The following is a 12086-nucleotide window of genomic DNA, read 5'->3' on the forward strand; positions in this document are numbered from 1 at the left end:
CCCTACTGCCCCGACCGAGCCTGGCTCGAGTTTGCTGTCCAGTTGACGGCCATCCTCAAGGGTCAGCTGCATTTCAATCTGATTCGCTGCCGCAAAGCGTGGTAGCACGCTGGCTTCGGTGCCATACCCAACGGGCTCCCACTTGCCGCTGTCAGCACCAGGCTTGGGCAGGTAAAAAGTATGGTTGTCCTGGAAAACCGCTGGAACATTCTCTTGGGTAAGCAGCACGGGGAACGCGGTGATCCTGGCTTTGCGTCGCCGCTCAAGAACACCGAGCTGTGCCATCAAACGGCTGTCATCCAAGGGCTCCAGCACCCGCGTCACGGAGGCTCCGGTGCCGGTTTCCTGAGCCCAGGCCACGCCCATCTTGTCGAGTTCTCTACGGTCTACATCGATCTGCCACAGCGACACTTCGATTGGTCGCTTGGGCTTGTCCAACTCCGCCACCAGTTCCTCTATCACCTTGACCTGATCAGGCTTGCCCTTGATCAGCAAGCTGTTGGAGTCCGGGTAGGCCATCACCAACAGGCTCTTGTCAGCCAGCAAACCCGGAGGGCGCTGCCTAGCATCCTTCTGCTCGATAGCCAGCAGGTTCTCGATCATCGTGGCCATGCCCGGTACATTGACCTTGTCGTCACCCATGACGTACTGACGGTCTGCCACATGGGTGTTGAACACCTGCACCACACCGAAGGCCTGTTTACCGACACGCACTTCGGTGCGCGGCCTGTCCATCAGTTGGGCCAGGTGCAACACCTGGTTCACATAATTAGGTGGCCCGGACACATAGAACGTGCGCGCGCCGCTCTCTCTGAGCGGATAACGTGATTCATCAAGCCCCGAACGGCGCATGAACCCGCGCAACCTGTCGACCGGAATGTGCCGCAGCGCAACCGCCGAGCTTTTTGCTTCGCTGGCGTCATACAGGTAAAGCACCTGCCCGTCGCTGTACCAGATCAGGCCCTGCTGCTCGGCGACGGTTGCGAGGGTCTGCTGCGCAGCCTCCAGATCGAAGGTGCCGCAAATGCGTTTACGCGCCGCTTCGCGGCTGACAACGACGGGCACCCCCAAAGAATGCGACAACGCACTGAAAAAGGTATGCAGGCTTTCATCCCGGGCTTCGTAGCTTGCGCCCCAGGCGCAGGCATTGGCCCACAGCAACGCACCGCACAGCAGCCAGCGGCATAGCCAGGGAGAGCTCATCGGTGATAGCTCATCAGGGTCGGTGAATCGATAGGCAACTTGGGTGTTCCTGGCAGTCGGGCGCAAAGAAGCGGCCATACTGAAAGGCACTCGAGTTTCAATCTTGATGGAAAGGTGACGGCAGGCTCCATCCGCCGCCCCGTGGCATGTGCCTTGCTACGGACTCTGCATCAAAGCCCGCGCCAACGTCGGAGCAGGCTTACAGACAAAGGCGTCGTTACCCGGCAATGGCTTGTACTGCCATGCGAAGGAGCGATGCTTTTTTTTTGACAGAAAAGGTAGGTGTTGATGAACGACTCGGTCGGCAACAGCCCGGTGAACACCCCACTGGCGTGGGTCAACGGCAGTGACGCCCCGGAAAAGAGCAGCCTGGACCTGGGTTTCATGGCACTCACCGACTGCGCTTCATTGGTGGTCGCCGCCACCCAGGGATTTGCCCAACCCTACGGCCTGACGCTGAACCTCAAGCGCCAATCCTCCTGGGCCAGCCTGCGCGACAAACTGGTCAGCGGTGAACTGGACGCCGCCCACAGCCTGTACGGGTTGATCTATGCCGTACACCTGGGCATTGGCGGCGTGGCGCCCACCGACATGGCGGTACTGATGGGGCTCAACCAGAACGGCCAGAGCATCAACCTGTCCCACGGCCTGCAACAGCAGGGCGTGACCACTCCTGAGGCACTCGACCGCCACGTGCACCAAAGCCGAACAAAGCTGACGTTCGCCCAGACATTTCCCACAGGCACCCATGCCATGTGGCTGTATTACTGGCTGGCGAGCCAAGGCATTCACCCGTTGCAGGATGTAGACAGTGTGGTGGTGCCGCCACCGCAGATGATCGCGCACCTGCAAGCCGGGCGCATCGACGGTTTTTGTGTCGGTGAGCCCTGGTGCGCCAGCGCGGTCAAGCAAAACCAGGGGTTCACCCTGGCCACTACCCAGTCGATCTGGCCAAACCACCCAGAAAAAGTGCTCGGCTGCACCCAGGCGTTCGTCGATCAATACCCAAACACCGCCCGCGTACTGGTTATGGCGATCCTCGAGGCCAGCCGTTTTATCGAACAAAGCCAGGAAAACCGCCGCTCTACCGCACAACTGCTCAGCGCTCGCGAGTACCTCGATGCCCCGCTCGACTGCATCGAACCCCGCTTGCTGGGGGCTTATGACGACGGCCTCGGCAACCAGTGGCAAGACCCGCACGCCCTGCGCTTTTTTGCTGATGGCGAGGTGAACCTGCCGTACCTCTGCGATGGCATGTGGTTCATGACCCAGTTTCGACGTTGGGGCCTGCTGCGCGAAGACCCGGACTACCTGGGCGTGGCTCGCCAGGTGCAGCAACTGGACCTGTATCGCCAGGCCGCGACTGCCGTTGGCGTCCCGGCCAACGCCCAAGACATGCGCAGCAGCCTGTTGATCGACGGCAAGATCTGGGACGGCTCCGACCCCGCCGCCTACGCCCGCAGCTTCCGCCTGCATGCCCTGGCGGACCTTACCAGCCGCCAGGCACTGCGCTGACAGGACCACGACTATGTTACGAATCCTGTTGATCAACGACACCCCGCGCAAGGTCGGGCGCCTCAAAGCCGCTTTGACCGAGGCCGGTTTCGAGGTGATCGATGAGTCCGGCTTGACTATCGATCTACCGGCGCGCGTCGAAACGGTGCGCCCGGACGTGATCCTGATCGATACCGAGTCACCCGGACGCGATGTGATGGAGCAAGTGGTGCTGGTCAGCCGCGACCAGCCGCGACCCATCGTGATGTTCACCGATGAGCACGACCCCAATGTGATGCGCCAGGCGATCAAGTCCGGGGTCAGCGCCTACATCGTCGAAGGCATTCAGGCCCAGCGCCTGCAGCCGATTCTCGACGTGGCCATGGCCCGCTTTGAAAGCGACCAGGCCTTGCGCGCCCAGCTCCAGGCCCGTGACCAACAGTTGGCCGAGCGCAAGCGCATCGAGTTGGCCAAGGGCATGCTGATGAAAATGAAGCACTGCAATGAGGAAGAGGCCTACACCCTGATGCGCCGCCAGGCCATGAGCCGCCAGCAGAAATTGATCCAGGTGGCCGAGCAGATCATCGCCATGAGTGAGCTGCTCGGCTGAACTGGCGCAGCTCTTGCTAAGCACTTATTACAGGTAGCCAACGGCGGTTGCCCCTTCTACGACAAAGACGTCGCCCATCCGGTTTGCACTCGCGAACTCGATGGCGGCGTTTTTTTTCGTTTTGGCCCCGGCGATTGGGGCCAACAGGCCTTCTGACAAGACCCCCAACCGTTGAGGTGCGTGATGAAATCAAGCTTCTGGAAATCCGGGCACACCCCGACCCTGTTTGCCGCGTTCCTGTATTTCGACCTGAGCTTCATGGTCTGGTACCTGCTGGGGCCACTGGCGGTGCAGATTGCCGCCGACCTGCACCTGACCACCCAGCAACGCGGCCTGGTGGTGGCCACGCCAATCCTGGCAGGCGCGGTGCTGCGCTTTTTGATGGGCATGCTGGCTGACAAGCTGTCCCCCAAGACCGCCGGGCTGATCGGCCAGGTGATTGTGATCGCCGCCCTGTTCGGCGCCTGGAAACTCGGCATCCATAGCTACGAGCAAGCGCTGTTGCTGGGCGTGTTCCTGGGCATGGCCGGTGCATCCTTTGCAGTCGCCCTGCCCTTGGCCTCCCAGTGGTATCCGGCTGAGCACCAAGGCAAGGCCATGGGTATCGCCGGCGCCGGCAACTCCGGCACCGTGTTTGCCGCCTTGCTGGCGCCGGTACTGGCCGCCGCATTTGGCTGGAGCAATGTGTTCGGCTTCGCGCTGATCCCGCTGGTGCTGACACTGATCGTGTTCGCGTGGCTCGCGCGTAATGCGCCCGAGCGCCCGAAAGCCAAGTCCATGGCCGACTATTTCAAAGCCCTGGGCGACCGCGACAGCTGGTGGTTCATGTTCTTCTACAGCGTGACGTTCGGCGGCTTTATCGGCCTGGCCAGCGCCCTGCCCGGCTACTTCAACGACCAGTACGGCCTGAGCCCGGTGACCGCTGGCTACTACACCGCCGCCTGTGTGTTTGGCGGCAGCTTGATGCGCCCATTGGGCGGCGCGCTGGCCGACCGCTTCGGTGGGATTCGCACCCTGCTCGGCATGTACGGCGTGGCAGCGATTTGCATCGCCGCCGTGGGTTTCAACCTGCCAAGTTCCTACGCCGCACTGGCGCTTTTCGTCTGCACCATGCTCGGCCTCGGTGCAGGTAATGGCGCGGTGTTCCAACTGGTGCCCCAGCGTTTTCGCCGCGAAATAGGCGTGATGACCGGCCTGATCGGCATGGCGGGCGGCATTGGCGGCTTTGCCCTGGCGGCAGGCATGGGCGCGATCAAACAGAGCACCGGCAGTTATCAGTTGGCCTTATGGTTGTTTGCCAGCCTTGGCGTGTTGGCCTGGTTCGGCCTGCACGGCGTCAAGCGTCGCTGGAGAACCACGTGGGGCTCGGCCGCCGTGACCGCCGCACGCGTCTGATGAGCCTGCAACTGAGCGTCGCCCAGGCCAGCGCCATCGGCCCGCGGGCAGAAAACCAGGATGCCCTGCGGGTGGTCACGCCCATGCCGGAACTGGCCGCAAGCAAGGGTTACCTGTGCGCCATCGCCGATGGCGTCAGCCAATGCGCCGACGGTGGCCTGGCCGCCCGTTCAACCTTGCAGGCGCTGGCCCTGGACTACTACGCCACGCCGCAAACCTGGGGCGTGGCCCAGGCACTGGAGCGACTGTTACTGGCACAGAACCGCTGGTTGCAGGCCAACGGCGGTGGCCAGCCGCTGCTGACCACCCTCAGCGCCCTGGTATTTCGCGGCCAACGCTTCACCCTGGCGCATGTGGGGGATTGCCGGGTGTATCGCTGGCTGGACGGCGAGTTGCAGCGCATCACGCAAGACCATGTGTGGGAACAACCGGGCATGCAGCATGTGCTCAAGCGCGCGCTCGGCCTGGATCAGCACCTGGTGCTGGACTTTCTCGACGGTGAACTGCGCGAAGGCGAGTGCTTCCTGCTGCTCAGCGATGGCGTGTGGGCCACGTTGGGCGACCACAGCATCAGCGCGATCCTGCGCGAACAAACCAATCTCGATGTGGCGGTGAACACGCTCGTCAGTGCCGCGCACCTGGCCGCCAGCCAGGACAATGCCAGCGCGCTGCTGGTGCGTATCGACCATCTAGGCGCCGCGACCCTGGGCGATGCGCTGGTGCAGTTGCAGCAATGGCCGCTGCCACCGCCCCTGAAGGCCGGGCAACGCTTTGAAGGCTGGCAGGTTGAAAGCCTGCTGGCGCAAAGCCGACAGTCATTGCTGTACCGCGTGCGCGATGCCCAGCAACAAGCTTGGCTGTTGAAAACCTTGCCGCTCAACCGCGACGATGACAACGACGCCGGCCAAGCCTTGCTGTCGGAAGAATGGTTTCTGCGACGAGTGGCCGGGCGCGCGTTTCCTGAAGTGCATGCGGCCAGTGGGCGTCAGCATTTGTACTACGTGATGCGTGAATATTCGGGGCAGACCCTCGCGCAGCTGTTCCAGCAACAAGGCCCGCTGCCCCTGGCGCAATGGCAGTCCATCGCCGAACGCTTGCTGCGGGCAGTGGGCCTGCTGCATCGACGGCAGATCCTGCACCGTGACATCAAGCCGGAAAACCTGCTGCTGGGCGATGACGGCGAATTACGCGTGCTGGATTTCGGCCTGGCCTACTGCCCGGGGCTTTCCGAGGACCGCGCCCATTTGCTGCCCGGCACCCCAAGTTTTATCGCGCCCGAAGCCTTCAGTGGCGAACGTCCTACGCCGCAACAGGATTTATACAGTATCGGCGTCACGCTCTATTACCTGCTGACCGGGCATTACCCCTACGGAGAAATCGAAGCTTTCCAGCGGCCACGTTTCACCCAGCCCGTCAGCGCCAGTCGTTACCGCCCCGATTTACCGGACTGGTTGCCGTTGAGCCTGGAACGCGCTGTGGCCGCACAGCCCGCAGAACGTTATGAAACCGCCGAGGAATGGTTGCTGGTGCTGGAACAGGCCGACCGCCGTGAATTGAGCGTACGACCCAAACCGTTGCTGGAGCGCGAGCCGCTCAAGGTCTGGCAAACCCTGGCGACCGCCTCGCTGCTGGTCAATCTGGTGCTGCTGTACTGGCTGCTGCACCACTAGGGGGCGAATTTCCATGTGATATCAATGGGAATCCCAATAAAACGGGCGTCCGGCGACTTGGCACAACCGCTGCATTAGCTTCATCAACAACTCACATATAGCCGCCCCTTCAACGTCGAAGGGTCGAGCTTCCCGAGAGAACGGGACCGGACAAAGGTGTCCTCGCCAGGTAACTGGTGGGGGCGCCTTTTTTGTTTGCGCACGATTTGTCGAGCCATTGCGGAGAACGACATGAAAAAACTCAAACTGGTGATGATCGGCAACGGCATGGCCGGGGTTCGCACCCTTGAAGAATTGCTCAAGCTGAGCAGCGACCTGTACGACATCACGGTGTTCGGCGCCGAGCCCCACACCAACTACAACCGCATCCTGCTGTCACCGGTGCTGGCCGGCGAGCAGACCTTCGAAGAGATCGTGCTCAACGACCTCGACTGGTACCTGGACAACCACATCAAGCTGTTGCTCAACCGCAAAGTGGTGCAGATCGACCGCGTAAGACGCATCGTCATCGCTGAGGACGGCAGCGAGGCCGAGTACGATCGTCTGTTGATTGCCACCGGCTCGACGCCTTTTATCCTGCCAATCCCCGGCAATACCTTGCAGGGTGTGATCGGCTACCGCGACATCGCCGACACCCAGGCCATGATCGACACCGCCAGGACCCACAAGCACGCGGTGGTCATCGGCGGCGGCCTACTCGGCCTGGAAGCCGCCAACGGCCTGATGTTGCGCGGCATGCACGTGACCGTGGTGCACATCGGCGAATGGCTGCTGGAACGCCAGCTGGACAAGACCAGCGGCCAGTTGCTGCAAACCGAACTGGAAAGCCGTGGCCTGGTGTTTCGCCTGTGCGAGCAAACCCAGGCCCTGCACGACGCCGGCAATGGTCGTGTCGGCTCGGTGCAGTTCAAGAATGGCGACATCATCCCCGCCGACTTGGTGGTGATGGCCGCCGGCATCCGCCCCAACACCGAACTGGCAGAGAAATCCGGCATCCCCTGCAACCGTGGGATTCTGGTCAATGACACTCTGCAAACCTACGACCCGCGCATCTATGCCATCGGCGAGTGCGCCAGCCACCGTGGGATCGCCTACGGCCTGGTGGCGCCGCTGTTCGAACAGGCCAAGGTCTGCGCCAATCACCTGGCCCAGTTGGGCTTTGCCACTTACAAAGGCTCGGTGACCTCGACCAAGCTGAAGGTCACCGGTATCGACCTGTTTTCCGCCGGGGATTTCATGGGTGGCGAAGGCACTGAGACCATCACCCTCTCCGACCCGATTGGCGGCGTGTACAAGAAGCTGGTGATCAAGGACGACATCCTGGTTGGCGCGTGCCTGTACGGCGATACCGCCGACGGTGGTTGGTATTTCCGCCAGATCCGTGAGAACCACGCGATTGGCGAGATTCGTGATCACCTGATGTTTGGCGAAAATGCTTTAGGCGATGTCGGCCACCAAGGCCAGGACAAAGCCATGAGCATGGCCGACAGCGCTGAAGTCTGCGGCTGCAACGGCGTGTGCAAAGGCACCATCGTCAAGGCGATTCAGGAACACGGGCTGTTCAGCGTTGACGATGTGAAGAAGCACACCAAAGCCGCCAGCTCCTGCGGATCCTGCGCCGGGCTGGTGGAACAGATCCTGATCAACACCGTGGGCGGCGCCGCCGACGTCAAACCCAAAAGCGAAAAAGCCATCTGCGGCTGCAGCGACCTCAACCATGGGCAAATCCGCCAGGCGATCCGCGACCAGCACCTGCTGACCATCGCCGGCACCATGAGCTACCTGAACTGGCGCACCCCCAACGGCTGCGCGACCTGCCGCCCGGCCCTGAACTATTACCTGATCTCCACCTGGCCCGGCGAGGCCAAGGACGACCCGCAATCGCGCCTGATCAACGAACGCGCCCACGCCAATATTCAGAAAGACGGCACCTACTCCGTAGTCCCACGGATGTGGGGCGGCGTGACCAATCCGTCGGAGTTGCGGCGCATTGCCGATGTGGCCGACAAGTACAACGTGCCAATGGTCAAGGTCACCGGTGGCCAGCGTATCGACCTGCTGGGCATCAAGAAACAGGATTTGCCCGGTGTGTGGAAGGACCTCGACATGCCCTCCGGCCACGCTTACGGCAAATCCATCCGCACCGTGAAGACTTGCGTGGGCAGCGAGTTCTGCCGCTTCGGCACGCAGAACTCCACGCAGTTGGGTATCGAGTTGGAGCACGACCTGTTCAATATGTGGTCGCCGCACAAGGTCAAGCTGGCGGTGTCCGGTTGCCCACGCAACTGCTCGGAAGCGGGCATCAAGGACGTCGGCATTATCGGCGTCGACTCCGGCTGGGAGATGTACATCGGCGGCAACGGCGGGATCAAGACCGAAGTCGCGGAGTTTTTCGTCAAGCTGAAAACTGCCGAAGAGGTGCGTGAATACAACGGCGCGTTCCTGCAGCTGTATCGCGAAGAGGCTTTCTACCTCGAGCGCACCGTGCATTACCTGCAACGGGTAGGCATGGAACACATCAAGAAAGCCGTACTGGAAGACCCGGCCCGGCGCCAGGCCCTCAACGAGCGCCTGCAATTCTCGCTGTCATTCGAACAAGACCCGTGGAAAGAACGCCTGGAACAGCCGCTGCTGAAAAAGGAATTCGAGGTCATCCCCGTCAAACAGCTGGAGGTGTCGGCATGAACTGGCTGGATATCTGCGCCCTCGATGAAATCAACGCCCTGGGCTCGCGCATCATCAATGGGCCAAAAGGCGATATTGCGATTTTTCGTACCAGTGACGATGAGGTTTTCGCTCTTGATGACCGCTGCCCACACAAAGGCGGGCCGCTGTCCCAAGGCTTGATCTACGGCAAGCGCGTGGCCTGCCCGCTGCACAATTGGCAGATCGACCTGGCGTCGGGTGAAGCCCAGGCGCCGGACATCGGCTGCGCCCATCATCACCCCGCCCGCGTAGAAAACGGCCGGGTGATGCTGGCCCTGCGGGACGCCGGTTGATGAACCGCCAGACCACCGCGTCCACCTGCTGTTACTGCGGCGTGGGTTGCGGCGTGCTGATCGAGCATGACGGGGTGCAGATCCTGGGTATGCAAGGCGACCCGAACCACCCGGCCAACTTCGGCAAGTTGTGCAGCAAGGGTTCGAGCCTGCACCTGACCGGCGACCTGACCGCCCGTGCCTTGTACCCGGAACTGCGCCTGGGCAAAGGCCTGTCCCGCGCCCGTACCGACTGGGACACCGCCCTGGACCACGCGGCCAACGTGTTCGCCGACACCCTTGCCGAACATGGACCGGACAGCGTGGCGTTTTACATCTCTGGCCAGTTGCTGACCGAGGACTACTACAGCTTCAACAAGCTGGCCCGCGCGCTGGTGGGCACCAACAATATCGATAGCAATTCGCGGCTGTGCATGTCTTCGGCAGTGGTCGGCTACAAGCGCAGCCTGGGCGCCGATGCGCCGCCGTGCAGCTATGAAGACCTGGAGGCAAGTGATTGCGTGATGATCGTCGGCAGCAACATGGCCTACGCCCATCCGGTATTGTTCCGACGTCTTGAGGAAGCCAAGGCGCGGCGCCCGCAGATGAAAGTGCTGGTGATCGACCCACGGCGCACAGACACTTGCGATTTGGCCGACCTGCACCTGGCGATCCTGCCGGGCACCGATGTGGCGCTGTTCCATGGGATCTTGCACCTGTTGCTGTGGGAAGACTGGATCGACCGCGACTTTATCCAGGCGCATACCGATGGGTTGCTCGAGTTGAAGCGACTGGTGCATGACTACACGCCGCAGATGGTCACGCAGTTGTGCGGCATCAGCGTCGAGCAGTTGCGCGTGTGTGCAGAGTGGGTCGGCACCTCCGGCAGTTTTCTCTCGCTGTGGTGCATGGGGCTCAACCAGTCCACCGCCGGCAGCGCCAAAAACAGTGCGCTGATCAACCTGCACCTGGCCACCGGGACTATTGGTCGGCCGGGTTGCGGGCCGTTTTCCCTGACCGGCCAACCGAATGCCATGGGCGGGCGCGAAACCGGCAGTTTGTCGAACCTGCTGCCGGGGCATCGCGAGGCAGCCAACCCTGAGCACAGGGCTGAAGTCGCGGCCTATTGGGGCGTTGAATCGTTGCCGGCGCCTACCGGGCTGACGGCTATCGAACTGTTCGAACAGATCCAGGCCGGCAAGATCAAGGCCGTGTGGATTGCCTGTACCAACCCCGCGCAATCCTTGCCGGACCAGAACAGCGTGCGTGCGGCATTAGCGGCCTGCCCGTTCGTGGTGTTGCAGGAGGCTTTTCGCACCACCGAAACCGCCGCCTACGCCGACCTGCTGTTACCCGCCGCCAGTTGGGGCGAGAAAGAAGGCACGGTAACCAATTCCGAACGGCGGATTTCCCACGTACGCCGCGCCATCGACCCACCCGGGGAAGCACGGCCGGACTGGGCGATTACCGTGGATTTCGCACAGCGCCTTGAGCGACGCTTGCGTCCGGGGTTGCCGAGTTTGTTCGCCTTCGAGCAACCGGCGCAGATCTTTGATGAGTACAAGATGTTGACCCGTAACCGCGACCTCGACCTGTCGGGTATCAGCCATGCCCTGCTCGACCAGCTCGGCCCGCAGCAATGGCCATTTCCCGTGGGCGCACAAGCGGGCACGCCGCGCCTGTACACCGAGGGTGTGTTCCCGACAGACAGCGGCCGCGCGCACTTTATCGCCGACCCTTACCGCGCCGCCAAAGAACAACGTGACGCGCGCTTCCCACTGACCCTGATCACCGGGCGCCTGCGCGATCAATGGCACGGCATGAGCCGCACCGGCACAGCCGCGCAGTTGTTCGGGCACGTCAATGAAGCACTGCTGAGCCTGCACCCGGATGAGCTGCGTCGGCACCGTTTCAAAGAGGGCGATCTGGTCAGCCTGAAAAGCCGTCGTGGCAGCGTGATTATCGCCGTCAGCAGCGATGACAGCGTGCGCCCGGGCCAGGCATTCCTGCCGATGCATTGGGGTGATCGCTTTCTCAAGGGCGGTGTTAATGCCCTTACCCAGCCGGCGTTCGACCCCTTGTCAAAACAGCCCGAACTCAAACACAGCGGCGTGCGCCTGGAGCCAGTGCAACTGCCGTGGCAGCTGTTCGCGCTGATCGAGGGAAATGTGCAGCAACACTTTGACGCCCTACGCCCGCTGTGTGAGGGCTTTGCCTACGTCAGCTTGAGCCTGGCCGGGCGTGAACGGCCGGCTCTTCTGGTGCGCGCAGCCCATACCGAGGCGCCCGACTTGCAACTGTTAACCCGTATCGACGAACTGCTGGGCCTCAATGACGGCCCGGTCATGGCCTATGACGATCCGCGGCGTTCGATTGGCAAGCGAGTAAAAATCGAAAAAGGCCGCATCACCGCGCTGCGCCTGGCCGGCGAAACCCTGGCACGGCATTGGTTGCAGCGTTTGTGGCTGGAAGGCCGTGCCGACGATCAACTTCGGCGCTGGTTACTTGCGCCGCTCAGTGCACCACCGGGCGGCGCGGCAGCCAGCAGTAAAATTTTGTGCAACTGCAAGAACGTCAGTGAAAGCGCGGTATGCGCCGGTATCGGCCGTGGCCTGGACCTGGCCGGGCTTAAGCAGGAACTGGGCTGCGGCACACAGTGCGGCTCTTGTGTACCGGAAATCAAACGTCTTTTGGCCAGCACGTCGCTGCCAATCGCAATCAGTGTGTGAGGGGATA

The 12086-nt window shown here is 62.1% G+C and carries 8 protein-coding genes; 7 read left to right on the forward strand and 1 reads right to left on the reverse strand.

Annotation, left to right across the window (positions count from 1 at the left end; genetic code table 11):
- On the reverse strand, window positions 1-1203 hold a 1203-nt coding region (gene sctC, locus GIW28_RS24090), incomplete at its 3' end, for a type III secretion system outer membrane ring subunit SctC (RefSeq protein ID WP_236490420.1).
- A gap of 288 nt (window positions 1204-1491) precedes the next feature.
- Here sctC and GIW28_RS24095 point away from each other — a divergent pair.
- The 7 genes from GIW28_RS24095 (at window position 1492) to GIW28_RS24125 (ending at window position 12079) form a co-directional block, all read left to right on the forward strand.
- Complete coding sequence (locus GIW28_RS24095; protein ID WP_017134768.1) at window positions 1492-2718, forward strand: CmpA/NrtA family ABC transporter substrate-binding protein; 1227 nt, start codon at window positions 1492-1494, stop codon at window positions 2716-2718.
- Between the two features lie 13 nt (window positions 2719-2731).
- On the forward strand, window positions 2732-3307 hold the full coding sequence (locus tag GIW28_RS24100) for an ANTAR domain-containing response regulator (protein WP_053257467.1): 576 nt from the start codon (window positions 2732-2734) through the stop codon (window positions 3305-3307).
- 183 nt (window positions 3308-3490) lie between these two features.
- Window positions 3491-4702, forward strand: a complete 1212-nt coding sequence (locus tag GIW28_RS24105; protein WP_058422064.1) for a nitrate/nitrite transporter — start codon at window positions 3491-3493, stop codon at window positions 4700-4702.
- A complete protein-coding gene (locus GIW28_RS24110) occupies window positions 4702-6372 on the forward strand; it encodes a bifunctional protein-serine/threonine kinase/phosphatase (RefSeq protein ID WP_236445789.1) in 1671 nt (556 codons plus the stop codon). Before GIW28_RS24105 ends, GIW28_RS24110 begins: the two co-directional genes overlap by 1 nt.
- 231 nt (window positions 6373-6603) lie before the next feature.
- A complete protein-coding gene (nirB, locus tag GIW28_RS24115; RefSeq protein ID WP_138451662.1) occupies window positions 6604-9057 on the forward strand; it encodes a nitrite reductase large subunit NirB in 2454 nt (817 codons plus the stop codon).
- Window positions 9054-9371 carry a nitrite reductase small subunit NirD gene (gene nirD, locus GIW28_RS24120; RefSeq protein ID WP_017134764.1) on the forward strand — a complete coding sequence of 106 codons (318 nt, stop codon included), beginning with the start codon at window positions 9054-9056 and terminating at the stop codon, window positions 9369-9371. The genes nirB and nirD overlap by 4 nt, the downstream gene beginning before the upstream one ends.
- Window positions 9371-12079: a nitrate reductase gene (locus tag GIW28_RS24125; RefSeq protein ID WP_236445777.1), complete on the forward strand. Its 2709-nt coding sequence runs from the start codon at window positions 9371-9373 to the stop codon at window positions 12077-12079. The genes nirD and GIW28_RS24125 overlap by 1 nt, the downstream gene beginning before the upstream one ends.
- Window positions 12080-12086: the final 7 nt, after the last annotated feature.

Origin of the sequence: Pseudomonas sp. PA-5-4B, assembly GCF_021606215.1 — a bacterium.
GTDB lineage: Bacteria > Pseudomonadota > Gammaproteobacteria > Pseudomonadales > Pseudomonadaceae > Aquipseudomonas > Aquipseudomonas edaphica.